The 26,664-nt window shown below is 41.5% G+C and carries 18 protein-coding genes; 11 read left to right on the top strand and 7 right to left on the bottom strand.

What is annotated here, in order from left to right; translation table 11 throughout:
* The first annotated feature begins 151 nt into the window (after positions 1-151).
* From ppc to cdd, 3 genes are all read left to right on the top strand, one after another.
* Complete coding sequence (gene ppc, locus H5182_RS01965; protein ID WP_182717606.1) at positions 152-2,797, top strand: phosphoenolpyruvate carboxylase; 2,646 nt, start codon at positions 152-154, stop codon at positions 2,795-2,797.
* A gap of 396 nt (positions 2,798-3,193) precedes the next feature.
* The gene (locus H5182_RS01970; protein WP_182759416.1) at positions 3,194-3,571 is read left to right on the top strand and encodes a hypothetical protein; all 378 of its coding nucleotides are present in this window, start codon (positions 3,194-3,196) and stop codon (positions 3,569-3,571) included.
* A gap of 48 nt (positions 3,572-3,619) precedes the next feature.
* Entirely contained in the window at positions 3,620-4,552 is a 933-nt protein-coding gene (cdd, locus tag H5182_RS01975; RefSeq protein ID WP_182730784.1) for a cytidine deaminase, read from the top strand.
* Here cdd and udp read toward each other — a convergent pair.
* On the bottom strand, positions 4,533-5,288 hold the full coding sequence (gene udp / locus H5182_RS01980) for a uridine phosphorylase (RefSeq protein WP_149979966.1): 756 nt from the start codon (positions 5,286-5,288) through the stop codon (positions 4,533-4,535). The genes cdd and udp overlap by 20 nt on opposite strands.
* Before the next feature lie 429 nt (positions 5,289-5,717).
* Here udp and H5182_RS01985 point away from each other — a divergent pair, with 429 nt between their 5' ends.
* The 3 genes from H5182_RS01985 to H5182_RS01995 all read left to right on the top strand — a co-directional run bounded on the left by H5182_RS01985 (position 5,718) and on the right by H5182_RS01995 (position 9,077).
* The gene (locus H5182_RS01985; protein ID WP_182759417.1) at positions 5,718-6,830 is read left to right on the top strand and encodes an arginase family protein; all 1,113 of its coding nucleotides are present in this window, start codon (positions 5,718-5,720) and stop codon (positions 6,828-6,830) included.
* Positions 6,831-6,954: 124 nt separating this feature from the next.
* Positions 6,955-7,647 carry an ABC transporter substrate-binding protein gene (locus H5182_RS01990; RefSeq protein ID WP_145234415.1) on the top strand — a complete coding sequence of 231 codons (693 nt, stop codon included), beginning with the start codon at positions 6,955-6,957 and terminating at the stop codon, positions 7,645-7,647.
* A 131-nt stretch (positions 7,648-7,778) separates the two neighbouring features.
* Positions 7,779-9,077: a hemolysin family protein gene (locus tag H5182_RS01995; protein WP_182759418.1), complete on the top strand. Its 1,299-nt coding sequence runs from the start codon at positions 7,779-7,781 to the stop codon at positions 9,075-9,077.
* A gap of 26 nt (positions 9,078-9,103) precedes the next feature.
* Here H5182_RS01995 and iadA read toward each other — a convergent pair whose 3' ends face one another.
* From iadA to H5182_RS02010, 3 genes are all read right to left on the bottom strand, one after another.
* Positions 9,104-10,270 (bottom strand): beta-aspartyl-peptidase, encoded by a 1,167-nt coding sequence (gene iadA, locus H5182_RS02000; RefSeq protein ID WP_182730782.1) that lies wholly within the window; start codon positions 10,268-10,270, stop codon positions 9,104-9,106.
* A gap of 12 nt (positions 10,271-10,282) precedes the next feature.
* Complete coding sequence (yfcC, locus tag H5182_RS02005; RefSeq protein WP_182759419.1) at positions 10,283-11,689, bottom strand: putative basic amino acid antiporter YfcC; 1,407 nt, start codon at positions 11,687-11,689, stop codon at positions 10,283-10,285.
* Between the two features lie 163 nt (positions 11,690-11,852).
* Entirely contained in the window at positions 11,853-14,777 is a 2,925-nt protein-coding gene (locus tag H5182_RS02010; RefSeq protein ID WP_182759420.1) for a TonB-dependent receptor domain-containing protein, read from the bottom strand.
* A 339-nt stretch (positions 14,778-15,116) separates the two neighbouring features.
* Here H5182_RS02010 and H5182_RS02015 point away from each other — a divergent pair, with 339 nt between their 5' ends.
* The 5 genes from H5182_RS02015 to H5182_RS02035 all read left to right on the top strand — a co-directional run bounded on the left by H5182_RS02015 (position 15,117) and on the right by H5182_RS02035 (position 23,689).
* The gene (locus H5182_RS02015) at positions 15,117-16,817 is read left to right on the top strand and encodes a cyanophycinase (RefSeq protein ID WP_182759421.1); all 1,701 of its coding nucleotides are present in this window, start codon (positions 15,117-15,119) and stop codon (positions 16,815-16,817) included.
* Between the two features lie 409 nt (positions 16,818-17,226).
* On the top strand, positions 17,227-18,384 hold the full coding sequence (locus H5182_RS02020) for an efflux RND transporter periplasmic adaptor subunit (RefSeq protein WP_182730778.1): 1,158 nt from the start codon (positions 17,227-17,229) through the stop codon (positions 18,382-18,384).
* 12 nt (positions 18,385-18,396) lie between these two features.
* Complete coding sequence (locus H5182_RS02025; protein ID WP_182757454.1) at positions 18,397-21,528, top strand: efflux RND transporter permease subunit; 3,132 nt, start codon at positions 18,397-18,399, stop codon at positions 21,526-21,528.
* On the top strand, positions 21,528-22,937 hold the full coding sequence (locus tag H5182_RS02030) for an efflux transporter outer membrane subunit (protein WP_182759422.1): 1,410 nt from the start codon (positions 21,528-21,530) through the stop codon (positions 22,935-22,937). Before H5182_RS02025 ends, H5182_RS02030 begins: the two co-directional genes overlap by 1 nt.
* Before the next feature lie 137 nt (positions 22,938-23,074).
* On the top strand, positions 23,075-23,689 hold the full coding sequence (locus H5182_RS02035) for a TetR/AcrR family transcriptional regulator (protein ID WP_182730775.1): 615 nt from the start codon (positions 23,075-23,077) through the stop codon (positions 23,687-23,689).
* 92 nt (positions 23,690-23,781) lie between these two features.
* Here H5182_RS02035 and H5182_RS02040 read toward each other — a convergent pair whose 3' ends face one another.
* The 3 genes from H5182_RS02040 to H5182_RS02050 form a co-directional block, all read right to left on the bottom strand.
* Positions 23,782-24,369, bottom strand: a complete 588-nt coding sequence (locus tag H5182_RS02040) for a GNAT family N-acetyltransferase (protein ID WP_182733975.1) — start codon at positions 24,367-24,369, stop codon at positions 23,782-23,784.
* A 140-nt stretch (positions 24,370-24,509) separates the two neighbouring features.
* Complete coding sequence (locus H5182_RS02045) at positions 24,510-25,628, bottom strand: HupE/UreJ family protein (protein ID WP_182730773.1); 1,119 nt, start codon at positions 25,626-25,628, stop codon at positions 24,510-24,512.
* A complete protein-coding gene (locus H5182_RS02050; protein WP_182759423.1) occupies positions 25,625-26,632 on the bottom strand; it encodes a hypothetical protein in 1,008 nt (335 codons plus the stop codon). Before H5182_RS02050 ends, H5182_RS02045 begins: the two co-directional genes overlap by 4 nt.
* Between the last annotated feature and the right edge of the window lie 32 nt (positions 26,633-26,664).

A 26,664-nucleotide genomic window follows, 5' to 3' on the forward strand; every position in this document is an offset into this window, starting at 1 on the left:
ATCCATTTGGATGATATTAATAGAGTCTTACAAATATAAAGGTAAGCAAAGTGTCGATTTTTTACCGCATTTTACACTCCACACTTAAAAATTGAACACGGCTTATTATTAGTACCTTTATGGTATAAACATCAACAATGGAGTATCAGGAATGAGTGAACAATATGCCGCCTTGCGTGGGAACGTTAATTTATTGGGGCAATTATTAGGCCAAACAATCAAAGACGCCCAAGGACAAGCGATTTTAGATAAAGTAGAAGAAATTCGAGCTTTAGCTAAGTCATCCCGCACAGGAAACGAGCAAGACCGCCATACCTTAATTAATGTTCTGCATGCTTTAACCGATGAAGAGTTACTGCCAGTGGCACGTGCTTTTAATCACTTTTTGAATCTAGCCAATGTTGCAGAGCAGTTTCATACTATTTCTCGTTTTAATGACGTGGGTTTTTGTCAGCTAAGCCCGTTAACACAAACTTTAAAAGCATTAGCTAGCCACGCACAGCAGGGTAAAATAAATCCCAATGAAATCGCAGAAAGTTTAGCTAAACTGCATATCAATTTAGTTTTAACTGCACACCCAACTGAAGTAACTCGTCGTACAATTATTAACAAACACGTTGAATTAAGTGATTGTTTAGCAGCTCTTGAGCGTACCGATAACCTGCCTTATGAGCGTGAAAATATATTAAACCGTATCGCACAGTTGATCAGCCAAGCATGGCATACAGACGACATCCGTCGTTCACGTCCAACCCCAATTGATGAAGCAAAATGGGGTTTTGCAGTTATCGAAAATAGCCTATGGCATGCCGTTCCGCGTTTTTTACGAGACTTTAATAAAGAAGTAAAAGAGCACCTTGATTTAGAGTTACCAAACGATTACAGCCCCGTTGAATTTACCTCATGGATGGGGGGCGATCGCGATGGCAATCCATTTGTAACAGCATTAGTGACGCAGCAAGTGCTGGATCATGGGCGCTGGATGGCACTGGATTTATACAGTCGCGATATCGACACTTTAAGCACTGAGCTTTCTATGTCACAAGCCAGTGATGAGCTAGTCGAGCTCGCTGGACAAGATTTTGAACCGTATCGTGCGGTATTAAAAGTACTCAAAGCGCAAGTGAGTGAAACCGTTGCTCATCTTGGCGCTAAAATTATGAATAAGCGCACCGATGCACAAGACATCGTCACTGACATTGAGCAGTTAAAGCAGCCGCTTGAGGCATGCTACCGTTCGTTGCTTAAGAGTAACATTGCGGTGGTAGCCAATGGCTTATTATTAGATGTGTTACGTCGTATTAATAGCTTTGGTATTCGTTTAGCTAAACTAGATGTGCGCCAAGACTCATCACGCCACAGTCAGGTATTTTCAGAGCTCACTCGTTATTTAGGTTTAGGTGATTACGACCAATGGCAAGAAGAAGATAAGCAGGCATTTTTATTAGCCGAGCTTAACTCTCGTCGCCCGCTTATTCCTAAACATTGGCAACCAAGCGCTGATGTAAAAGAAGTCCTCGACACCTTTGATGTAATCGCCAAGCAAGATGCGTCGACGTTTGGTTTATATATTATTTCAATGGCACGCACAGCCTCTGATGTATTAGCAGTACAACTGCTATTAAAAGAAAGTGGTTGTAGTTTTAAACTGCCTGTTGCGCCATTATTTGAAACCTTAGATGACTTAAATGCAGGCAGCGATGTTATTACTCAATTGCTAGATAATAACTGGTATCGAGGCCAAGCTGAGGGCATACAGAATGTTATGATAGGTTACTCAGATTCAGCCAAAGATGCTGGGATGATGGCTGCCGGGTGGGCGCAATACGAGGCAATGGATAAGCTTGTACAATTGGCAGAGCAACGTGGTATTGAGCTGATATTATTCCATGGCCGTGGTGGTACTGTTGGCCGTGGTGGCGCACCTGCTGCGCAAGCCTTGCGTTCACAGCCACCAGGTTCACTCAAAGGTGGCCTGCGTGTTACCGAACAAGGGGAGATGATCCGCTTTAAGTTTGGCCTACCTAATGTGGCGCTGGAAAGTCTAAACATCTATGCCGGTGCTGTGCTTGAAAGTAATTTGTTACCACCACCAGAGCCAAAAGATGAATGGCGTGATGTAATGGCGTTGATCAGTGAAAAGTCATGTGAGCATTACCGTAATGTAGTGCGTTTTGATGAAGACTTTGTGCCGTACTTTAGAATGGCAACACCAGAGCAGGAACTATCAAAATTACCGCTTGGTTCGCGTCCAGCAAAGCGTAATCCCAATGGTGGTGTTGAAAGCCTGCGAGCTATTCCGTGGATTTTTGCTTGGAGTCAAAATCGCTTAATGCTACCAGCATGGCTTGGGGCACTAACTGGTTTACAAGCTGCACTTGAAAAACACGGCATAGACACCCTTAATGAGATGAGTCAACGCTGGCCGTTTTTCAGAGCCCGTCTAGAAATGCTTGAAATGGTATTCAGTAAAGCGGACTGTTGGTTAAGTGCGCATTACGACGACGCTTTAGTTGAAGAGCAATACAAACCACTAGGTGAAAAACTGCGTAAAGAGCTCAAGCAGGCTATTTCACTGGTACAATCGTTAAGTCCACAGCAAAGTTTGCTTGCCGATCAACCTTGGATAAAAGAGTCTATTGGTTTGCGCAACCCGTATACGGATCCATTGAATGTGCTTCAAGTTGAGTTGTTAAAACGTTCGCGCGAAGCGGCAGAAGGCAGCTCTGGTGACATTGATAACGCGTTAATGATTACTATGACTGGGATTGCCGCAGGTATGCGTAATACCGGTTGATTATCCAATAATTAAGTGTGGACTTCTTTGCTGTGTTTAGCAGCGAGAGGTCCATTAATTAGTTAATTGAGCACTAACAGTGCGCTGTGCTGGTAAGGTTCGGCGCATATATTACCAAGTAAGTTATATTTATCCGCATTAAACATCTTATTTAATCTTAGTTCAGCTTAGATGTATTGAATACAGTTACTTCCTATCGTTAAGCTGTTTCAGGTTATAACTTAGTTACAACAAGGTATTTTTTGGTATCATTTTAGCAAAAAAAACCATCCTTTATTCTGTATTAACGCTCTGGTCAGACCTGATTTGCTACTAGATATTGACTGTCTGTTTTTTTTATCTAGAATGTCGGCTGTTTTGCCATAATGGTAAGTGTATTAATAATTGAGTAGTAATATGTCAAATGTGTCTACTTGCATCACGTATGATGCATCTACGTCATTAATAATGATGACGCTAAGAGGGACGGCAAGTGCACAGGATGTGATGAACTTTTATCAAATCGCGCAGCAGTACGTATCTATTTACGGCAGTAATAAGTTACTCGTTGATGTGTCTGAATTAACGCATAAATTTCCGGCTAGTGATCTACTGACTATTATGCCAGCAGTATCTCAGTGGTTAGCTAGTTGCTTTATTGCTCGCGTCGTTAGTTTTGATGGTTTTATGCACGATTTGTTTTTGCAAAAAGCACAACGCTTTGATATAAAGGCAGAAAACTTTGATTGTTTTAACAGCGCGAAAAATTGGTTAGTAAATCAACCTAGCATTTAAGCGTTGAACCTTCTAAACTAGTTAGCCATTAAATCATAAAACTAGTCTATGTCTTCATTAACGCCTACAGTAAGTACTCAAACTAGCTGCGTTTTTAGCTTCAGTGAAAAACAACAGCAGCAGTTATATCTTCACGTAAAACAGCACAAGGGTATTTTAAATACCGCTGATATTACAGCTTTGTGCGCGCAATATAAGCAACCTGTCGAGGTTATACTGCGTGCCTGTTTACCTATTGCTGCAAAATTTGCAGTTGTGCCTATTTCACATTTTTTTGTTGGGGCAATTGTAGTTGGCTACGATAAACATGGTGAGCAACATTTTTATTTTGGGGCGAATGTTGAATTTGCACAACAAGCATTAAGCTTAGTGGTTCATGCTGAGCAATCGGCAATTAACAACGCTTGGCTCAATGGCGCGAAAAAAATAGCTAAAATTGCTATCAGTGATGCGCCATGTGGTTATTGTCGTCAATTCATGAATGAGTTGGCTGATGCGCAGAGCTTTGATATTTTATTACCGCAGCAGCAATTCAAGCTGGCTGATTTGCTCCCTCACTCATTTGGCCCGCAAGATTTAGGTAATTCTTATAGTTTGTTTAACCCTGCTCCACAACAGCATGAATTTGTTGTAACTGATGAACTGGATAAAACGTTGCTAAGTTATGCGTTGGCTGCATATGTACCTTACTCTGAAAATTACAGCGCAGTGAAAATTAGTACTTTCGAAAATGGCAATTTTTATGGTTGTTATGCGGAAAATGCCGCGTATAGCCCGAGCTTATCACCACTGCAAAGTGCGGTGAGTCAATTGCATTTAGCCGGTTTGGCAATGACTAAAGATGTTGTCAAAGGGATTGAGTTACTACAAACGCAGGGCAAGGGAAATCAGTTGAGTGTCAGTCAAGCAGTACTGGCAAGTTACACCGAATTGCCAGTACTACAAAGTATAAGTTTAAATATTAAGCCAACAGCAATTTAGCGGCTTCTAGTACCACGGCGACTGATTTTTTCTCAATCTCGCCGTGATCTACATTGGGGATTTCTTGGCGAGTACGATTAACCAACACACCAGCTACACAGGCTGCTTTTAGCCCCAGTGCTGCACACATTGTAAATAAGGTTGCTGATTCCATTTCATAGTTCATCACGCCCAGCTTTTGCCATTCTTCACAGCTACCTTGAAATGCTTTTGGTACATAACCCGAGTAAGTGTCGTAACGTTCTTGACCTGGGTAAAAAGTATCGCTTGATGCAGTAATACCAATATGAAAATCAATGCCTAAATTACCGCACGCATTTACCATCGCTTGAGTGGCGAAAAAGTCAGACACCGCAGGGTAGTTCAATGGCGCAAAATGTTGGCTCGCACCATCTAAACGCACAGATGCTTGGCTGATTAAAATATCACCTTCATTAATATGAGGTTGAATAGCGCCAGTTGTGCCAATTCGTAAGAATGTTTCAACTCCCAATTGCGCCAGCTCTTCTACTGCAATGGAGGTTGAAGGACCACCAATACCGGTTGAGCAAATAACCACAGAGTTACCGTTAAGTTGACCTAAGTAAGCATGAAATTCTCGGGTTTGGACGAGGCAAGTTGGGTTTTCGAGAAAAGTTGAAATACGTGCTGCACGATCTGGATCGCCCGGTACAATTGCAAGTTTTGCACCGTGTAGATCGTCGCGGGTGAGTCCTAAGTGAAATACCTTTTCCATAGCGGGGCCTTATTTATAACTTTTGTTCTAACGTCAGTTAATAACGCTAATTTATAAAGAGTTGTTGTCAATTTAGCATAATTACTACAATGCATTGCCTTGTACAGGACGGATGTCCGTTATCAAATTTATTCATTCTCTTTGAATATTCAAGCAACTGACTTTAATTTGTGTCATCGCCGGTAGTTGACTTGTATTCATAGACACTATATCAATCCTACTAGGCACTCTATTTTAGTTTATACGTTGTTGGACGAATAAGTATAACCAATTGTTATTATAGAGATTTATATAGTTATTTAAAATGTAGCTAAAGCGGCGAGAGTAATAAAATTGCGAGTGAAAATCGGCGCGTGAATCTTTTATTAATTTTATTTTCAACAACGCTCTTTTGCATAACTACGCAAAAGCACACAGTAAGGAATTGCAATGAGCACACAATGGCACACATTTAAAAGTAAAGTTGAGCACTGTTTATGTCCGCCGGGCGATGGCGTTTTTACAGTTAATACTGCAAAAGAACGAAAAGCGGCGCTGCGTATGAAACTGTATGGGCAAGAAGATAATGTCGATACGCTATGGCGTGCATCACTCGATACACTTAGTCAAAGTGAGCATAAAGCGGTGACCTTAGGCATTAGCTCTGACTGTGGTGGTGGCATTTTACGCGGCGCCAACTGGGGGCCGTTGTTTTTACGTTCAGCATTGATTGATCAGCAGCCTCAGGCAAAGTCGTTTGATTTAGGTGATGTAAGGGTTATTCCACATTTATTGCATGATAAATATTTAAACGACGCGACTATCAGTAATTGCCAACAGGCATTATATGATAATCCAAGCAGTGAGTATTATGTCAGCCCGTTGTCTATCACTGAAGATGTATGCGATAGCTTTTATGCAACGTTTACTGATAAAGGCATTTTTGGTATTGGTGGTGATCATTCAATTAGTTACCCGTTAACTAAAGCGTATTTGAAGGCAAAGCATGCGCAAGGTAAACGCACTGCGATTATTCACTTTGATGCGCATACCGATTTACTCGTTGAGCGTTTAGGTATCGATTTATGTTTTGGCTCGTGGTGCACGCATATTTTAGAGTTTTTACCTGCACCACATCATCTGATCCAATTTGGTATTCGTTCAAGCGGTAAGCCAAAAGAACACTGGGAATCTACCTTTGGCGTTAAACAACATTGGGCCCATGAGATCATCGAACGAGGCGCACCGGCAATTGCCGCAGAAGTCATTGCTCAGCTTAAAGCTGATAATGTTGATGAACTCTACGTCAGCTTTGATATTGACGCCCTCGATGAAGAGTTTGCATCAGCAACAGGCACACCCGAAGGGAACGGTTTAACGCCGCAGCATGCTTTGGATATCTTGGTTGCTTTGGCTGATGAATTTCCGATCACTGGCGCTGATATGATGGAAATTGCCCCATTTACTGACAGTTCACTGATTGGTCAATCGAGTTCAGATACAACGCTTAGAGAAGGTGCAAAAATTTCAGCATTTTTAATTAATGCCATGAACCGCGCATAGTCAATAACAGTTAATATAAGCAGCATGCTGAGGCATGCTGCTTTTTTAATTCACAAATCAGCTATTTGCCGTTATATTTAATTTACATCAAGAGAGGCTTAAAATAATAATCGGTGGGGTAAGAGTGGCTAAGTGGTGTTATTTTTTATTAATAATCTTAAGTAGTCAAACTGTAGCTAAATTAAACATAGTTACAGAAAACTTTCCGCCTGCTCAATATATTGATGAAAATGAACAGCTTGTTGGCTATATCGCTGATAAAGTTCAAATGGTGTTAGCTTCTTCAACACTCGATTATACAATTTCAGTGCATAGTTGGAGTACTGCATTTAATATGGTACTGCGCGATCCGCAAACGTGCATTTTTTCTATGGCGCGCTCAACTTCTCGTGAAAAGCAATTTATTTGGATTGCAGAATTAGCACAGTTGAACACTTATCTTTATGCTTTGAATTCGAAAAGCATCGTTATCGATTCCCTAGAGCAAGCAAAGCAATACCGAATTGCGGTATTAAAAGATAATTACAGCCATCACTTTTTATTATCACAGGGCTTTGAAGAAGGTGTAAATCTAATGCTGATGAATAGTTTTGATAATATTTTTAAAATAGTTCAAAGCCGTCAAAGCACTATCGATATCGTCGTATTACCTGAACAACGCGTTAAATTTGAACAGTCTAAAAGGCAGGTTACTGACAAGTTAACACCAATTTTAAGACTCAAGATCACGCAACCAGCACTGTATTTTGCTTGTAACAAAGCGCTAGATAAGCCAACTCAAACCAAACTCAGCAACGCATTCAACGCGTATCAGTAAGCTTTTATTGTTAGTAATGTACTGATATTTAATTACTTTTAATATTAATTAAATTTAAATTGCCCAACCTTTAAAAGGGGTTATAATCCAGCTGCTTTTGCTTATAAAAGCGCTTATTTTTGGAGTTATAAATGGGTGACTTAATCGGGATTGGTTTATTAATCTTGATCAGTGCGTTATTTGCTATGTCGGAAATCGCCATCGCAGCATCACGTAAAATTAAATTAAGAGTCATGGCTGACGAAGGCAATGCTAAAGCGGCTGCAGTATTAAAGCTGCAAGAGCAACCCGGTGCTTTTTTTGCCATGATCCAAATTGCCCTTAATGCAATTGCTATTTTAGGCGGTATAGTGGGCGAACAAGCGCTTTCACCTTATGTTGAAAGTGTACTTGTGTTGTTTTATCAAGGACCGTTACTTGCGCAAATTAGCTTTTTACTGTCGTTTTTGACAATTACTTCATTGTTTATTTTATTTGCTGATTTATTACCAAAACGCTTAGCTATGATCCTGCCAGAGGCTGTTGCGGTTCGCGTAGTCACGATTATGCGTTGGGTAACGTATGCATTAACACCGTTGGTATTGTTTTTTAATGGTGTAACTAATATTGTTTTACGCTTATTCAATGTGCCGGCAGAGCGTGAAGACATTGTAACTACCGAAGACATAGTCGCAATGATGGATGCAGGCGCAGAATATGGTAGCTTACAACAACAAGAATATGATTTAATTGGTAATGTATTTGATTTAGAAGCGCGCTTTTTATCGAGTGTAATGTCACCTAGAGATCAAATAGTCTACTTTGATATTAACGAAGCCAGCGATAGTATTTCGGGTAAAATCATTGATCATCCACATAATCATTTTTTGGTATGCAATGGCAATTTAGATAAATTAATTGGCTCAGTTGAATCAAAAGATATTCTTCGCCAAGTGCTCAAGGGCGATGCAGCGAATATTAACGACGAAATGCTCGAAAAAGAGATTTTTTATCTACCAGAAACACTGAGTTTGTCAGAGGCATTAAATGCCTTTAAAGGCGCAGCAAAACCTTTCGCAGTGGTGGTAAATGAATACGCACTTGTCGTGGGAATTGTGACAGTTAAAGATCTGATGAAAGGCTTTATGGGAGATTTGATCACCCATAATGGTGATGAATTAATTATCGCACGTGATGCAAATTCATGGTTAGTTGATGGTTTAACCCCAGCCGTTGAGTTGGCAAAAGTGCTCGGTGTGGATGAATTTCCAGATCAAATGCATTATGAAACTGTTGCCGGATTTTTAATTTATACCATGAAGCGAATTCCTAAACGAGCAGAATATATTCAATACGCAGGTTTTAAATTTGAAGTTGTGGATGTTGAAGGGATCCGAGTTGAACAGTTATTGGTGTCTAAAATACTACCGGTAGAACCAACCTTACAATAAACGTGAGGCGCTATGCGCCTCATTATTTATTCAAAAGCGCCTTTTATTATTGCAAAGCCGTGCTCAACCATATGAATGCCATTACTCCATACATGTTGTGGCGCTAAAGTGTTGCTATCAAGTAAAACTAAGTCGGCGTCTGAGCCTTTGCTAATAGTGCCTTTTTTAATCCCCAGTACATTAGCGGGATTAGTGGTTATGGCCATTAATGCGTGCTCTATACTCACCTCATATTGACGTATAGCTTGTTGAAAAGCACCTAACAGAGATGCTTCTTTACCAATTTCAAGCCCGAGCAAATTAAATTGCTCGTCAAATATTGGCAGGCTGGCATGGCCATCTGAACTCATAGTCAATTGTGTTGGCTTAACATTGTGTGTTAAACAGTAAGCTAACGCTTGCGCGGCAGCATATTCGCCATGGGCAAGATCATACTCAGTTGTGCTGGTGGTAAAATCAATTGTACCGCCGGCTTCACAAAATAAAATCCCAGCGTCAAGCAGCGCTTTATTTCTATTCATGTGTGTTGGATAAAACTGACTCAATGAAATATCAGTATTTTTATCAACCTCATGCAGAATCGCTAAGTGACTATTAACGGGGCCGACATGAATGCTCACGGTGCCTTTTTTTGCGCTTAGCATGCCGGCGACTTTTGCTTCTGCTGCCAGCTCTGCGAGTTGTTGAACGGTGGGTTGGCTGCTACGGTGATCTGAAATCGCCACTTCGCCTACGCCAATAAACTCGTCAATATACATTAGGTCATTTGTAATACTACCCGTCAGTGTTTTAGCGGGTAAGTGATAAGAGCCAGTATGGCAAAATACATTAAGACCAAGCTCTTTTAAGCCTTTCGCTTTAGCAACTAAGTTGGTTAGTGTGCGACTGCTTGAGTCAGTGCCCAGCGCTGCAATAACGGTTGTAATACCTGCTAAGGTGGCATCAGTTAAGTTCATTTCTGGCGTTCGACTAGTAAAACCTGCTTCGCCGCCACCGCCTGTAATATGGACCAGAGAGTCAACAAAGCCTGGTACTAGAATGTTTCCTCGGCCATCGATAATCTTTACTTCGGTATTACTTTCTAGTTTGATCTCGGTTCGAAAATCAATCACTTTAGAACCAGCGATGAGTACATCCATCTGCCCTTGAGGGCTTGGAGTATAAAGGTTTGCACCTCGAATTAATGTCAACATAGTGAAGTCTTTTTATTGATAATTGATAAAATAAGCAAGAAATATGAAGCCGCTTGCTAAAGTAAATAATGCTAAAGTGAAACGCCAAATAAAGGCTGCCCATTCGCTCCAATCAAGCTTTACAATACCTAAGCAACCGATCAAGCTGGCTGAGGTTGGAATGAATATATTCGTTAAGCCATCGCCAAACTGAAAAGCTAATACCACAATTTGTCGTGAGACATTGAGTAAATCGCCTAATGGAGACATCAGTGGCATAGTGATAGCGGCTTGGCCGGACCCTGAAGAAACAAAAAAGTTAAACACACTTTGAAATAATAACATTCCCCATGCCGCAACAAAGTCTGGTACCGCAGCGATACTACTAGCACTATGATAAAGTAATGTATTTAAGGTTGACGGTGCATTTAAATCACTGCCGCCAAGTAATAATACCACCCCTTTGGCAAGAGCGACTAACATAGCTGCGGGCAACAATTCTTGTGCACCATGTTTAAATGCATCTGCACTTTGGTTGGCTGTTTGTTTATTAAAAATACTGGCTATAAAAGCACTGATCACACCAATACAAAAAAACTGTGCTGCGAGCTCTGGAATATAGTATTGGCGCGCCATCACACCCCACACAACCCAAGTAATACCCGCTATAAAAGTAATCAAGATAAGTTTATCGGCGGTATCTAATTTTATATCAGTATGGGAGTCGCTTTGCGCGGTGTTAATGGTTCTGATCGAGTTGGCATAACGTATAGTAAAAAATAAACCAAATAGTGTAAACACAACCCATGCGATCATTCTAAAGCCAGCACCAGAAAAAACTGGTATTTCAGCAATAGATTGTGCAATTGCAATACTAAAAGGATTCATCCAAGACGTTGCAAAGCCAATTTGTGTGGCAACATACGTAGTTAAAACCGTTACTTTGGCATCATAGCCGAGCTGTTTCATGATCGGTAGTAAGACAATACAAAAAGCAATGGCTTCTTCGCCCATACCAAATACTGCGCCACCTAACGAAAATAACACAAATAATAATGGTAGAAACAGCCATTCAACTCGCTGAGTTTTATTGATAAGCGCCATAATACCGTTATTAATTGCGCCTGTTTTCATAATGATACCGAACGCGCCGCCGGTAATTAATATAAATGCCATGACACCGATGGTTGCGCCGTACTTGTCACCCGATACTAAACCTTCAAACAACACATTTGCCAGGCCAATTTCACCGCCTTCAGCAAACAGCGGCGTTTGCTCGCTTACAGCCACTGTTTGGTATTGAGAAAGTTCAACACTGTGGCTATCTTTTTGGGCGTTAAACATCCCAGGAGTAATAAACAAGGTTGCCAAGTAGGCAATTAATGCAACTGATAACAAGATGATACTTGCATCAGGCATAGTAAATTGTTTGTTTTTCATAATTTCACTTTTCGCAAAGAAATAGGTTGCTTAGACTAAGCCGCACACCTGCTTATTTTAACACGAAGTTTATTTGAATAAGTGACCTTACTCTACAAAGCAAAGCCACTTAGTACAATTTGGATGGTGTTACGCACAGCGACTAGTGCTGCGCGTATAATTTTTAGAAACGATAGCTGACACTAAATGTATAACGCGCGCCATAAGCATTATGGTTTATAGAATCAAAACCACGACTTGAGCCGTATAGCTGTGGCGGCTCTTTGTCAAAAATATTATCAATGCGCGCTCTTAAGGTAAGGGCTTTATTTACGTAGTAACCTGCAGATAAATCCCATACGAGCCAATCGTCAACTTGATGATTACCTTGTGAGTCAAGTTTACCTAAACTTTCCAGTTCATCAATTTCACGGCCTCGAAGTCCTTCAATGTCATCATCATAGCTGCTGGTGTAATTTGCGCCAAGGTTCAGGTAGTAGCTTTGAGCTTCCCAATCGATTGACATGCGACCGATGTTTTCAGGGTAGCGATACGTGCCAACTAACTTTTCAATTGCATCAGACCCTGGTTTACTGCGCTCAAATTCAAGATAGTGCGTGCCATCAAATGCAAAAGTTAAATCGCCACCTGAAAGCCTAAAACGGTGATCAAACTTAATATCAATCCCTGCTAATGTTTGTGTGCCGGTATTTTCAAGTGGGATAACATGGTCACGAAATAATGGTAAAAATAGCTCATCATCACGTGGGTTAAACTCGGTAATATAGTTATCTAAAATTTCATTTAGATTGGCACCATCTTGCTCGATACTTAAACCACTATTGTCATAGACACCACATAACCTATTATCGTAAGAAATACCTTGTTGACCTTCTGGGACAATACCGCAATGGCGTAGTGATGCATCAGTAATAGCACGATCTAGCACCGCAGTCATATTAGTATCAATCACTTCTTCGTGATCAAACTGCCAGTAATCAACGGTTAGGTTAGTATCAGCGCTGGGGCTCCAAGCAAAACCAACACTAATAGCTTCAGATTCTTCTGCTTTAAGGTTTTTATTACCAAGCTCGAGTGAGTTAACACTTACCTCTGTTCCTTGGCCCATACAATAAAGATCAGATACTGCTTGGTTAGCACCGCAATCGAAGGTTGATTGGGTGGTTCTTAATTTAACACCAGCTTGCGTAAGTGAAGGGGCACGGAATGACGTAGACCATGAGCCACGTAACACTAACGAGTCGGTAGGACGATAGCTTAAGCCTATTTTTGGATTAAAGGTGCCGCCAAAATCGTCATAATGATCGTAACGTCCTGCTGCCTGTAGCTCAACTTGATCGGTCAATGATACACTTATTTCTGCGAACGCCGCGTATTGAGTGCGATCAGCCTCTGATAAGCTCGAGCCAAAACCAAATACATCCACTAAGTAGCCGTTTTCAGGGCGTGCTTGCGAGTCAAGTGATGGAATATCAGTTAATTCTTCACGGCGAGCTTCAACTCCAAATGATGCATAAGCGGGTAAATCATTAAAGGTGAATAGCTCACCGTTAAAGTTTGCATCCCAGCCGTATACGGTGCTTTCGCCACTGCGTGTTGGACGTGCCTGTGCCGTTGCTAAAACCGCATCGTTGGCGGCATCGCCTTGCACAAATGGATTATAAAATGGCAGTAAATCGCCAGATACACAGTTAAGGTTCGTGCCGTCGTAGCTTGCTAATGTACCGTCTGAGCATAGCTCACCAGTAATAGCAGCATGAAATTGATAGCGATTGTAAACACCATCAATGGCTTCTTGCTCAGAGCTTGAGCGAGAAAAGGTCACGCCAGACTCCCAGCTCCAGTCACCAACATCACCTGCAAGGCTACTAACTAAGCGGAAGTTTTTAGTTTCTACTTCGACAGTACGTGGGGCATTAAAACGCGCATCAAAGCCAAAGCCATAAACTTCGCGGCCAGCTTGCGTATCAAATGGGTCAATATACAACTGATCCATCAAATCATTACTGCCATCTGCATTATCATAAATGAACAGCGCATCTTCTAAAATGAAAGGGCCATCTTCATCATTTATTTGATTAATCGGTGAGGGTGACGAGTACGCTTTTGCCTTTGTTTGGCTATAGAAAAAGTCAGTATGCCAATCAACACCGCCTAAGCTGCTATTGAACATAAAGCCAGTCGATAGACTCTCAAATGGCGTATCCAGATAATCGTCTTGATTTGGGTAATAGGCACAAATGTCTTCACCAAATTCAGTTGTAACTAATTCAGTCTGGCAATTTGGCGCTGGCAATTCATTCCCATCACGCGAGCTGTAATAATAAATATTTGGCGCGTTTTCAAGTTTTGGTAAGTACGAATAACTATTCACCAGTGGTGATGATGCAGTGAAATCTCGATCGGTTGCTTTAAATGCGTTACGGTCAAAAATATCGGCAAAAACCGTTAAGTTACTCTCACCAATTTTTGTACCGTATACTAGGTTAAGTTGTTTTTTACCTTCATCATGACTGTTAAAGCTGTTTGCGTAGGATGCGTTTACTTCAGCGCCTTCAAAGTCATCTTTTAAAATATAGTTAATTACACCTGCTACGGCATCTGCACCGTAAACCGCTGATGCACCGGTTGCAAGAATATCAATGCGCTCGATAGCTGCAAGTGGAATTGAGTTCACATCGACAAAGTTTTCCGTGCCAGCGGCAAATGAACTGGGCGCAACACGACGACCATTAATCAGTGTTAATGTGGCTGATGGGCCCATGCCACGTAGGCTTGCTGCAGATTGTCCCGCAGGTGTTGAGGTGGATGTGCCACCGCTTTCTGAAGTGGAAAAAGTGCCGCTACCACCTTTGAACACGGATAAATCCTTTAGTAATTCGTGAATCGTGTTGGCGCCAGAGCGTTTGATGGCATCTTGGTCTAATACCGTTAGTGGAATCGTTCCTTCAAGATCGACGCCTTTTAAACGTGATCCGGTGACTTCTACTCGTTCAATGTTTTCAGCTTTAGTGTTTTCTTGCGCATACAAAAAAGTTGGGCAAAGCACTGCGCTTATTGCCGTTGCAATTGTTAATTGACGAAACATATTGGTTTACCTTTGTCTTTATTTTAAGCACAGGTGTACTGTACAGTGCTTATTTTTTGATTATTTAGACAGGGCCGTGATCGATAGACACAGTTAGCCCCTCACAGAGAATGTGAGGCAGTGGCTACTCGTCAAACCACTCCGAAAGGTAGTGAGGAGAGTAGAAATATGTACACAGCGATGTTGCGTTTTTAAACATAATTCCAATCCAAAAGGTTTTTGACAAAGCTAGTATTTGGGTGCTAGCTTACTCGCGATTTAAAAGTTCCTTATTTTTATAGCAAGCATAAAGTTTTACTGCAAGCTATTTTTTATCATTTTTTACATGAGTATAACATTATGGAAAACTTTCGGGAACATCTTGCAAAGAGCCCTAAATGTGGTTTTTTTGCTGCTTTTACACTGGTAATGGCCGCTTTTTCGGCGAATATATCTGCAAATCAAACTGAGCAAACCTTGCTGCTAATTGGTGGCGCATTAACGACTTGTTCAAGTTTAAGTCCTAAAAATTGCATTGAAAAAACATCATTAATAGGAAAAAAAGCGAATCAATTTCAATTGACGGGCAAAGCACTAAAAGAAATAAAAAGCCAATGGCCTGATGATAGTACTAATAACCGCAATGAAACCTTGCGGGTTTTATCAAAAATTGCCAAGCAACAGCCTAATCTTATCGATAAAGGGTCTTTGCTATGGGCTTGGCGGGATTTAGATAGCCGCTCGCTCAATAATTTAACTGATCGAGAATATAACTTTGTCACTGATATGCTGGAAGTGGCGGTTGTTGATGCTAAAGGCCAGCGCATAAAAGAAACGGTGCAAAGTAAACAAAATAATGAGCCGGCTGCTAATGATATAGTTAATTTTATTTCTGCAACAGCTAAAGTAAATAGTAAACAGCCGAGCTTATTAGCTATCACAGCATCGAGTCGCGACCCTTATGAATCGGCTGACTTTTACGAAGGCTTACTGGATTTTGATCGTATTAAAAGTTCATGGCTGGCATTAACTCCGGCATTAGCGCAAGCAATCACAACTGGGCAATGTGAAAAGCTAGCGCAATTTCGCCAGCAAAACATGCAGGTGTTTAATCGCCACAAAATCTATCCTGACCGTATTCAAGCTGAGCAACAACTATGCGACGCGGGTGTTGATAATTTAGTTGCAAAAATCGAATCTGCAACAGGTATTATGCTCAACGGTGGCGATCAAAGTTTAACTCGAAAAGTGTTATTTGATGGTACGGGCAAGCCTTATCCATGGACCGATGCTATACGTTCACGTCCGCTATTGGTAGGTACAAGTGCAGGCACAGCGATTCAAAGTGGTGGCAGTAACCAGTTTGGTAGTGTTGCGATGATCACTAATGGCACTAGTTTAGCTGCATTGCGCGATGGTGCGCACGCAGTTTCTGCACCGAGTGAACGTTGTGAAGATGATTGTAATCAAGGGCTAAGCGCAGATACATTAACCTATCAAACCAATGGTGGGCTGGGCAGCTTTAGTGCAGGTATAGTTGACACCCATTTTAGTGAGCGAAATCGCACTGTGCGTTTAGCGACATTGCTTGCAAAAACAGGGCAACAGTATGGCTTTGGTGTTGATGAAACGACAGCCTTGGTGATCATAAAATCACAACTGAGTACGATTGTGACAGTGTTAGGTAAGCATGGGGTTGTGCATTTAAATAAGGGCAAAGATAAATACAGTTTTGATTATTCATTTTGGCCAGCTGGTGCGATTATAGATGTAACACCCCAAGGGTACCAATTAAGCCATCGTACTATAGACAGTGCTTTGCCTGCAATCAAAATACCACCTTTGCCAATGCAGCGTTTCAATAACATACTCACCGATGCTAAATTGCGCTCGCTTACTCAGGCAATGTGTTTAACTAATGAGCAGTCAGCGGTAGGTCAGCAAGATGAGTTTATAGTGACTTTAAATGCCAGCAAAAATACCCAGTATCAGAGAATAAGTCCAAGCAGTTATGGCTGTGCAATTGAACGACTTAGCGTTAATATTACGACGATTCAATGATGCTTTGATGTAGAGCTACTGTTACTCACAGTAGCTCTTCTTTAAATGACAAAGTAATGTGTTAAATTGTCAACAACACCAATTTGGATATATTAGCTACCCATTTCCCCTCAAATCTCACAACCGATGATTGAACATCTGCTTGCTGTGTCGCTTTTCGTTCCAGACGAACAAAATGACTACTTTTAATCTTTACTGCAGCTGCATTGTTATGCTCATTAAAGATAAAATTAACTCTTTTTGTACCTGCAATTAGCAATCGAGTTGTTCTGTTTTTTAGCTCACCGTCAAGTCTTTTTACATCACTTTACATGCTCTTAGATCTTTTAAAAATAATTCTCAATTAACATTGGAAAATGTAATAATTTAATTTAGAATGATCGTTCATTCTAAATTAAGGGTAGTTAACATGCAGCGTTCTCGCGTCGTTCTTTTTACTGTCACCGCTTTGGCAAGTGCAGTTGCTTTATCCGGTTGCGATCAAACTCAGCAGGCGAATGCGCCTGCTGCGCAGCCAGCTCCTGTTGGCGTAATTACATTAAAAAGCCAACCATTAACACTTACTAAGGAGCTTCCAGGGCGAGTAACTGCGTCTCAAGTGGCGCAAATTCGTCCTCAGGTAAGCGGTATCATTCAATCACGTTTATTCACTCAAGGTGCTGAAGTCAAAAAAGGTCAGGCTTTATATCAAATCGACCCAGCTACATTCGATGCGCAAGTAGCAAGTAGTAAAGCTGCTATTAGTAAGGCACAAGCAAGCATTGCTAATGCAAAAGCTAAATCAGATCGTTATGCTGAGTTACTAGCAATAAAAGCAGTCAGTCAACAAGATTTTGATGAAGCAGACGCAAGTTATAAAGGCGCGCAGGCTGATTTATTAACAGCTCAAGCGCAGCTTAAAACCGCACAGATCAATCTTAACTATAGTAAGGTTTCATCACCTATTAGTGGTCAAATTGGCAAATCGAACGTGACCGTAGGTGCTTTGGTAAGTGCTAATCAAGCAACCGTATTAGCAACCGTCACTCAGCTTGACCCAATTTATATTGACCTTACCCAGTCAAGTAGTGAGTTGACTCGTTTGAAAAAAGCGATTGCTAATGGTGAGCTTGATAAAGATCTTACTGCGCAATCAAAGGTTGAACTCACTATGGAGGATGGCTCTGTGTATCCGCACACTGGCACTTTGCAGTTTTCTGAAGTAACTGTAGATCCAGGTACTGGCTCAGTAACGTTACGCGCCAAATTTCCAAACCCTGAAAAGCTACTATTACCAGGTATGTACGTCAGAGCTGTGGTTGTTGAAGGTGTTAAGTCTAATGCTATTTTAGTGCCGCAACGCGGTGTTAGTCGTAATAGCAAAGGTGAGCCTACAGCGATGGTGGTGAGTAAAGACAATACTGTTGAAGCGCGAGTATTAAAAACTGACCGTACAGTAGGTGCTAACTGGTTAGTGACAAGTGGCTTGAACGACGGCGATCAACTAATTGTTGAAGGTTTACAAAAAATAGCACCGGGCGCACCTGTTAATGCAGTGCCTGCCGAGTCAGCTACTAAAACTCAATAACGGAGTATTTTAATGTCGAGATTTTTTATCGATAGGCCAATTTTTGCATGGGTTCTGGCCATTGTTGTTATGTTGGCTGGAATACTTGCAATAAGGAGCTTGCCTGTAGCGCAGTATCCTTCAATTGCGCCGCCAGCCATTACTATTAGCGCAAGTTATCCTGGTGCGTCAGCACGCACACTTGAAGATTCAGTAACCCAAGTTATTGAACAAAAAATGAAAGGTTTAGATGGCTTGTTGTATATGTCATCAACTTCTGAATCCAGTGGTACAGCAACACTGACACTGACGTTTGATGCAGAAACTGACCCTGATATTGCACAAGTACAAGTACAAAATAAGCTAGCAACAGCTACGCCGTTGTTACCTGAAGAAGTACAACGCCAAGGTGTTGTTGTTGCTAAGTCATCATCTAGCTTTTTACTGGTAGTGGGTTTTGTGTCGCAAGATGGTAGCATGACCAATATTGACATTGGTGATTATGTGTCATCAAACGTGCAAGATATTGTAGCGCGTGTTGATGGGGTGGGCGAAGTACAATTGTTTGGCTCTCAATATGCAATGCGTATTTGGCTCGATCCGGCTAAGTTACAAAGCTATAAACTAACACCAGCGGATATATCTGCGGCGATAAAAGCGCAAAATGCACAGGTATCTGCAGGTCAACTTGGTGGAATGCCGGCGATAGCAGGTCAACAGCTTAATGCGACCGTTACCGCGCAAAGTCGATTACAAACACCTAAGCAGTTTGAAGATATTTTAGTTAAAACCAACAGTGATGGCTCTGTAGTTCGCTTAGTCGATGTCGCAAAAGTAGAGCTTGGTGGTGAAAACTACGGCGTGGTTGCGCGCTTCAACGGCAAACCAGCATCTGGTTTAGGCGTGAAGCTAGCCAGTGGAGCGAACGCCTTGGATACAGCGCAAGGTGTAAAAGATGCACTTGAAGAACTTAAACCATTTTTTCCACAGGGCTTAGAGGCGGTTGTTCCTTATGACACCACTCCTTTTGTTGCATTATCAATCGAAAAAGTAGTGCACACCCTAATAGAAGCGGTTGTTTTGGTATTTGTTGTAATGTACTTATTTTTACAAAACTTCAGAGCAACTATTATCCCAACCATTGCGGTACCTGTCGTATTGTTAGGTACGTTTGGTATTCTATTTACTTTCGGGTATTCAATTAATACCCTCACGATGTTTGCGATGGTATTGGCTATTGGTTTACTCGTAGATGATGCGATTGTTGTTGTAGAAAACGTTGAACGTTTAATGACCGAAGAAAAGCTTTCTGCGGTTGAAGCAACGCGAAAATCGATGGATGAAATTAAAGGGGCACTGGTAGGTATTGCTATGGTTCTGTCGGCTGTATTTATTCCGATGGCATTCTTTAGTGGCTCTACTGGGGTTATTTATCGTCAGTTCTCTATTACCTTAGTGTCGGCGATGGGGCTGTCGGTACTGGTTGCGCTTATTTTAACTCCCGCACTGTGTGCTACGTTATTAAAGCCTAGTCATGTACATACTGATGGTAGCATTATTGGTCGTTTTTTCTCAGGCTTTAATCGTGGTTTTGATAAAACCAATAAAGGTGCGCAAGGTTTTGTTGGTCGTATGATTAAACATTCCAAGCGTTACTTACTAAGCTATGCATTAATTGTAGCTGGCATGGTGGCTATTTTTTCAAGCTTACCAACTGCATTTTTACCTGATGAAGACCAAGGTATTTTGTTTAACCAAGTAATGCTTCCTGCAGGCTCTACTACAGAGCAAACGCTTGAAGTGGTTAAAAAAGTTGAAAACCACTATTTAGAAGATCAATCTGAAGCTGTTAGTTCAATTTTTACGGTAACGGGTTTTAGTTTTGCAGGCTCTGGGCAAAACTCAGCAATTGGTTTTGTTAGCTTAAAGCACTGGGATGAGCGCCAACGTGACGACCTATCAGTGGGAGCCGTTGCAGGAAAAGGCATGGGGTATTTTTCAACGATTAAAGAGGCATTTGTATTTGCTTTTCCACCTCCAGCGATTGTTGAACTCGGTACCGCAAATGGTTTTAATATGTTTTTACAAGACCGTGTTGGTTTAGGCCATGATGAGCTATTAAAAGCGCGTAATCAGTTATTAGGTATGGCGAGTCAAAGTCCAATACTTGCAGGCGTTCGCCCTAATGGGCAAGAAGATATGCCTGAGTTACAGCTGGATATTGACCTTGCAAAAGCAGAAGCGCTGGGTGTGTCGCAAGGTAATATTAATAGTACACTTTCGACGGCGTGGGGTAGTAGTTATGTGAATGACTTTATCGACCGTGGTCGCGTTAAAAAAGTATACCTGCAAGGTCAAGCCGATGCGCGAATGGTGCCTGAGGACTTAAATAAATGGTATGTGCGTAATACAAACGGCGATATGGTGCCATTTTCAGCATTTGCTAGTTCTTACTGGTCTTATGGTTCGCCTCGTTTGGAGCGGTATAACGGCTTTTCAGCAATGGAAATTCAAGGCAGTGCAGCACCAGGCTACAGTACAGGTCAAGCCATGGATGAAATGGAGCGTTTAGTTAAGCAGTTACCACAAGGTATTGCTTCTGAATGGACCGGTATTTCATATCAAGAGCGATCAAGTGGCGGTCAAGCGCCGTTGTTATATGGATTATCACTGTTATTTGTATTTTTATGTTTAGCTGCGCTTTATGAAAGTTGGTCAGTACCATTTGCAGTAATGATGATTGTGCCACTGGGTATTTTTGGTGCGATTATGGCCGCCTTTATGGGTAATTTATCAAACGATATTTACTTACAAGTGGGTTTATTAACCACCATAGGATTAGCGTCAAAAAATGCCATTTTAATCGTTGAGTTTGCGATTCATAAAATGGATGAAGGCTTGAGTGTAGTAGACTCGGCCATTGCGGCTGTGCGACTTCGCTTACGTCCTATTTTAATGACTTCAATGGCATTTGTGTGTGGTGTGCTTCCGTTAGCTATCGCCTCAAGTGCAGGCTCAGGTGCACAAAATGCATTAGGTATTTCAATTATTGGTGGAACACTTGCCGCCTCGTCACTGGTTGTTATTTTTGTACCTTTATTTTTTGTTTTAGTTCGCAGAGCATTCTCAGGCAAAACTAAAACAACGTCACAGGAGCAATCATAATGACATTCAAAACGTTAAGCTTAGCGAGTTTAAGCGTATTTGTGCTCAGTGCTTGCCAAATGGCACCTCCGCGTGAAGATATCGTGTTGCCGGTGCCTGATAGCTACGCAATACAGAGTGAGCAAGGTAATACAGCTGATTTAAGATGGCAGCAGTTTTTTGCGAATGAAAAACTGCAACACTTGATTGAGCAAACATTAGTTCATAATAAAGACCTTAAACTTGCCGCACTTAATGTGCAGCAAGTTCGTGCGCTTTATCAAATAGAAGACTCTGCCTTATATCCGTCAATCGATTTTGCTGCGTCGGGCACGCGTCAGCGCTTACCGGGAGACTTAACGTCAACCGGTAATGCACAAATTAGCGAGAGCTACAAAGCTACCGTGGGAATGACCGCGTATGAGCTCGATATATGGGGCAAAATTCGTAATCAATCTGATCAAGCTCTGCAAACTTTGTACGCGTCAGAGCAAACTCAAACGAGTGTAAAAATTAGCTTAATTTCTGAGTTGGTAAGTGCGTGGCTAAATTACGCTGCTGATAAAGAGCAGTTAGCGCTTGCTACGCAAACCCTAAAAAGTCAGCAGGCATCACTGGCGTTAACCGAAAAAAGCTATGCACTTGGCGCGGCATCAAAGTTAACGTTGGCACAAATTGAGAGCACTGTAGCCACCGCAAAAGTTGATATTGCTAACTATCAGCGCTTGTTAAAGCGTGATAAAAATGCCCTTGATTTATTAGTAGGTCAGCCGGTTTTAGCGCAGTTGTTACCTGTTGAGAGTTTAGATGAAGTACTAAATTTCCCGACCGTGCCTGTAGGCTTACCATCCGAGTTACTTGAACAACGTCCTGATATTAAAGCAGCAGAGTTTCAGTTATTAGCTGCTAACGCTAATATCGGTGTTGCAAAGGCGGCATTTTTTCCAAGTATTAGCTTAACGGCTAATGCCGGGAGTGCGTCGAGTGATCTAGATAATTTGTTTTCAAGTGGCACTGGCACTTGGAGCTTTATGCCATCGATCACGATACCGATATTTAATATGGGTCGTAATCAAGCAAACTTAGATGTTGCGCAAACTCAGCAACAGATTGCGCTAACCACCTATGAACAAACGATTCAACAGGCATTTAAAGAAGTCTCTGATGCGCTTGCCGATAGGGAAGGCTATATGCAGCAGCTAAGTGCGCTTGAAGATCTGTATAATAGTAATCAAGTGTCGTTTACACTCTCTGAAGCTCGCTTCGAAAAAGGCGCCGATAGCTATTTACAAGTGCTGGATGCACAACGTAATTGGTACAGTGCTGGGCAACAACTCATTAGCGGTAAAAAAGCCTATATTACGAGCCAAATTAGTTTGTATAAAGCGGTTGGAGGCGGTTGGCAACGATCGGCTCAACAGAGTGAATAGCCATTAGGCTGCGCCATTGTATAGTTTATCACTAGTTTATTAAGTTCTTTGTGGTAACCGACAAAGTTGATGTCAAAGGGCATATAAGCTAGTGATAATTATTAGGTTAAAGAAAAGCAGTGCTTTTCGGAGTTACTATGAAAGAAAAATCTAAGAGACAAACCGACCCTGCACTTGTGCAAGCACGCCGTGAGCAAGTGCTTAGTGCTGCGGCCGATTGTTTTAGACGAAAAGGCTATCATGGCGCAGGAATGGCCGAGATCTCAAAGACCGCAGGGATGAGCGCAGGACATATTTACAATTACTTTGCCAGTAAAGAAGCGATCATTGAATCGATTATAGAACAGGATATGGAAAAACTGTTCTCTATTTTTCAGGAGTATGAAGATCAACCTGGTGACTTAGTAACGATTTTACTCGATGGTTTAGACCACGCAGTGGATCATCATACTGATGTAAACCAAGGTGCACTGGATTTAGAGATGTTCGCTGAAGCTGCGCGCAACGATAAAGTGGCAGAGCAGTTGCGAAAGTCTGATTGTTACGCCAGAGAGAAAATGCGAAATCTTTTATTGAGTGAACGCAGTTTGATAAAAGACCTTAGTGCAACTGAACTTGAAAGTCGTATCGAAGTGATGTTTGCAATGATAAATGGGATTACCATACGTAAAACCCTGAATCCACATGTTGATAAAGCCACGCTATTATTAGCGCTTCGCCCGGCAATGCGGGTGTTGCTCATACCGTTCTAATTAGAGCCGGGGCCTTAAGCGCAAAGAGGTGTCGTTTAATCCTCTTTGCTGCGTTATTTTGGGGCTTAAAGCGTAATACCTTAAATTATAAGTTAGGTATATTTTAGTTTGTTCAGTAAATGATTCTTCACGGCTGGCCACTCTGATGCAATAATTGAATAAACAACAGTATCGCGAATCGATCCATCTCTTGTTATTTGATGGCTGCGTAAAATACCATCTTGTTTAGCGCCTAGCCTTGCAATTGCCTTTCGCGATTGTTGATTAAAAAAGTGTGTTCTAAACTCAACTGCAATGGCATTGTGAGTATCAAATAAATACTTCAACATCAAAAGTTTACATTCAGTATTTACAGGACTTCTTCGTACAGCCTTGGCATACCATGTGTAGCCTAGTAATGCGCGCTTATGCTGTGCGTCTACGTTATAGAATCGAGTTGTGCCAACTATTTTATGGCTACTATTACACCTTACGGCGAAGGCGCTATTGCCGTTTTTGGCTTCAATAATTGCCCGTTCAACATAACTGTGCATTTGTTCTGGCGAAGGAACATTGGCATACCATAATTTCCAAGACTCTCCATCAAGCACCGCATGTTTTAATTCATCAATATGATGTAAGCTTAACACCTCAAGCGTTATAAAGTGCCCAACCAATGGCATTGGTTTTAACCACTGCATATATTTCCCTTACTCCTAGGGCCATTGTTTAATATCTCAACGTTTTGTACATAGAGATGATCCTATAAGGATTCAATGATAGCAACTTACACATTGAATTTTACAATTAATCTGTTGATTTCAGCTATAAATCAATAACCTCAAATCCGCTCCATTGACCACTGTACCGCGATTATTGCGATGGCGAGTGAGCCTGCAGGCATCACCCATTTTTGATACCAGTGATAGTTTCTTGCCCAAATAAGGACTGGTAATGTAACTGCTAATATAGCCAGTTGGCCTATCTCTACACCTAAATTAAATGCTAGCACGCTGAGTAATTGATAGTCACTGGATAGCCCTAATTCACCTAATACACTCGCAAAGCCCATGCCATGCAATAAACCAAAGGCGAATGTGACCCAACCTAAACGCACAACTAATGGCCAAATATTGTTAAGAGCTGCAAACAACACCGATATAGCGATTCCCAATTCTACCCAGCGACTGTTAGGTGTAACTAATTGCATTGCAGTGGCGGTCAGAGTGATTGAATGCGCCAAAGTAAATGCGGTAACTATCCATGCGGTGTGTTTGAAGATCGTGACTTTTGATTCTACACCTTGCCATTTTGCTGATTTTTTTACTAATACACAGGTAAGCAACAATGCAATTAAAAATAAGATATGGTCAAGTCCGAGCCAAATATGCAGCACTCCTTGGTAAACATATTGATTAAAAGTGGTGAGGTAATTGCTTTTAGTAAAATCAAAAGTTTGAAGGGCATTATTTTTACTCATCACGCGAGTTTGTTCATTGATAGTGACAATTGCTTTATGATTGGCATCAGTATCGAAAAATGCCTGATAATGAAATGCTATGGCGCTGTGGTTCGTGTCCAGAGCTGGGCAGGATAATTGCAATTTAACAACCACATAGGGTTGATTAAAATGACTATCAAGCTGCAACGGAGCGTCGCTGGTAAGCGTACATACTTGCTCGTCCGCTGATGTTACCGTCAGTGAGGTCAGGACAAAATCACTTATGGCGCTATGTTTTGCACTGATCTCATGCCATGCGATAGCCCCATCTTGGTTTAAATCAAACGCCACCTGTTGCTCTAAATCGGCAACGTTGATTTGCCAACTACCTGTAAAATGGCTGTCATCAATTGCGTTTAAATTAATATAGCTGGTACTTAATTGGTGTGCTTGAGCTGTTCCTTGCAACATGAAAAATAAACACAGGTTACAAAAAAACGCAGTTACAAATGCGTTCATAAAGAGGCTCCTTGTGCACGTGTAAGTAGTTGCTGATCGGCATCAAGCTTGGCTTGTTGCCAATTTATTTTTGCCCAGTATAGGGCTTTTTCTGGCTGTTTATTGATGTCTAAATAATAGTGAGCTAAATCACTGGCATGGAAACTGTCTTGGCGTAATTCACGCAGCGCGACTCTTTGCGCCATTAAATTTTGCCATTGCGTCAGCGAGATATCGTTGTAGTGTTGCTCTGCAATTGCTAAGCGCAGCAACAAGGCATCCTCTAAATTTTGTTTTTCATTTACCAGTGCGGGCAAAGTGTTAAGCACTTTTTGATAATTCCCTTGCGCTAAATAAATATCTGCCCATAACACTACAAGGCTGACGGGGGCTGTTTTTAATGGCAATGACTGGATATGAGCGAGCGCTTCATCGGGTTTATTGAGTCTCAGTGCCATTTCAGCCAATACATGGCGGGTATTATCGCTTTGTTTATTACTTGTAATACTGTTTGCTAAACTTTGATAACTTTGTGCTAATTGACCGTCTTGGCTTAGTACATCAAATGTACAGGTATTAATTACATCCATTGCTGTTAGAGCCAAGAGTTTTAAGCATTGTTGTTTGGCGGCTTTAAAGTCACCTTGAACCATTAGCATATTGGCGCGTAATAGATGGGTGTTAACATGGTTAGGATCGCGTTTTAGTACTGCATCGGTGATTGCTAAGGCTGCTGAAAATTGATGTTCACGTTGTAAAACGCGTGCATACATGTAGCCAATTTGTGGTGTGGGAGATTGCGCATAGCGCTGCTGTAACTGGTTTTTTAATAAGCCTTGGCGAAGCTCAGTTTGACCTACTTGTTGGCTATTTATCAGTAACGTCATTAATTCGTCTTGATTAAGGTGTGCGGTATTTATTGTGCGGGCTTTTGCGATGATCTCGTCATCTGCTGGCGTATAAGGTTCAGCCCCTGCATTAACAGAGATCAATAAACAAAGGTAAGTAAAAGCACGGGTGATCATAGCATTCTCCTTAAAAAGGCCATCCATGGCCT

This window comes from Pseudoalteromonas sp. SG44-17, from assembly GCF_014164235.1.
In the GTDB taxonomy this organism is placed as follows: domain Bacteria; phylum Pseudomonadota; class Gammaproteobacteria; order Enterobacterales; family Alteromonadaceae; genus Pseudoalteromonas; species Pseudoalteromonas rhizosphaerae.

Excerpts from the sequence above, each read along its gene's own strand:
- ppc (WP_182717606.1), top strand. The coding sequence starts at position 152 with ATGAGTGAACAATATGCCGCCTTGCGTGGGAACGTTAATTTATTGGGG.
- H5182_RS01970 (WP_182759416.1), top strand. The coding sequence starts at position 3,194 with ATGTCAAATGTGTCTACTTGCATCACGTATGATGCATCTACGTCATTA.
- cdd (WP_182730784.1), top strand. The coding sequence starts at position 3,620 with ATGTCTTCATTAACGCCTACAGTAAGTACTCAAACTAGCTGCGTTTTT.
- udp (WP_149979966.1), bottom strand. The coding sequence starts at position 5,288 with ATGGAAAAGGTATTTCACTTAGGACTCACCCGCGACGATCTACACGGT.
- H5182_RS01985 (WP_182759417.1), top strand. The coding sequence starts at position 5,718 with ATGAGCACACAATGGCACACATTTAAAAGTAAAGTTGAGCACTGTTTA.
- H5182_RS01995 (WP_182759418.1), top strand. The coding sequence starts at position 7,779 with ATGGGTGACTTAATCGGGATTGGTTTATTAATCTTGATCAGTGCGTTA.
- iadA (WP_182730782.1), bottom strand. The coding sequence starts at position 10,270 with ATGTTGACATTAATTCGAGGTGCAAACCTTTATACTCCAAGCCCTCAA.
- yfcC (WP_182759419.1), bottom strand. The coding sequence starts at position 11,689 with ATGAAAAACAAACAATTTACTATGCCTGATGCAAGTATCATCTTGTTA.
- H5182_RS02010 (WP_182759420.1), bottom strand. The coding sequence starts at position 14,777 with ATGTTTCGTCAATTAACAATTGCAACGGCAATAAGCGCAGTGCTTTGC.
- H5182_RS02015 (WP_182759421.1), top strand. The coding sequence starts at position 15,117 with ATGGAAAACTTTCGGGAACATCTTGCAAAGAGCCCTAAATGTGGTTTT.
- H5182_RS02020 (WP_182730778.1), top strand. The coding sequence starts at position 17,227 with ATGCAGCGTTCTCGCGTCGTTCTTTTTACTGTCACCGCTTTGGCAAGT.
- H5182_RS02025 (WP_182757454.1), top strand. The coding sequence starts at position 18,397 with ATGTCGAGATTTTTTATCGATAGGCCAATTTTTGCATGGGTTCTGGCC.
- H5182_RS02030 (WP_182759422.1), top strand. The coding sequence starts at position 21,528 with ATGACATTCAAAACGTTAAGCTTAGCGAGTTTAAGCGTATTTGTGCTC.
- H5182_RS02035 (WP_182730775.1), top strand. The coding sequence starts at position 23,075 with ATGAAAGAAAAATCTAAGAGACAAACCGACCCTGCACTTGTGCAAGCA.
- H5182_RS02040 (WP_182733975.1), bottom strand. The coding sequence starts at position 24,369 with ATGCAGTGGTTAAAACCAATGCCATTGGTTGGGCACTTTATAACGCTT.
- H5182_RS02045 (WP_182730773.1), bottom strand. The coding sequence starts at position 25,628 with ATGAACGCATTTGTAACTGCGTTTTTTTGTAACCTGTGTTTATTTTTC.
- H5182_RS02050 (WP_182759423.1), bottom strand. The coding sequence starts at position 26,632 with ATGATCACCCGTGCTTTTACTTACCTTTGTTTATTGATCTCTGTTAAT.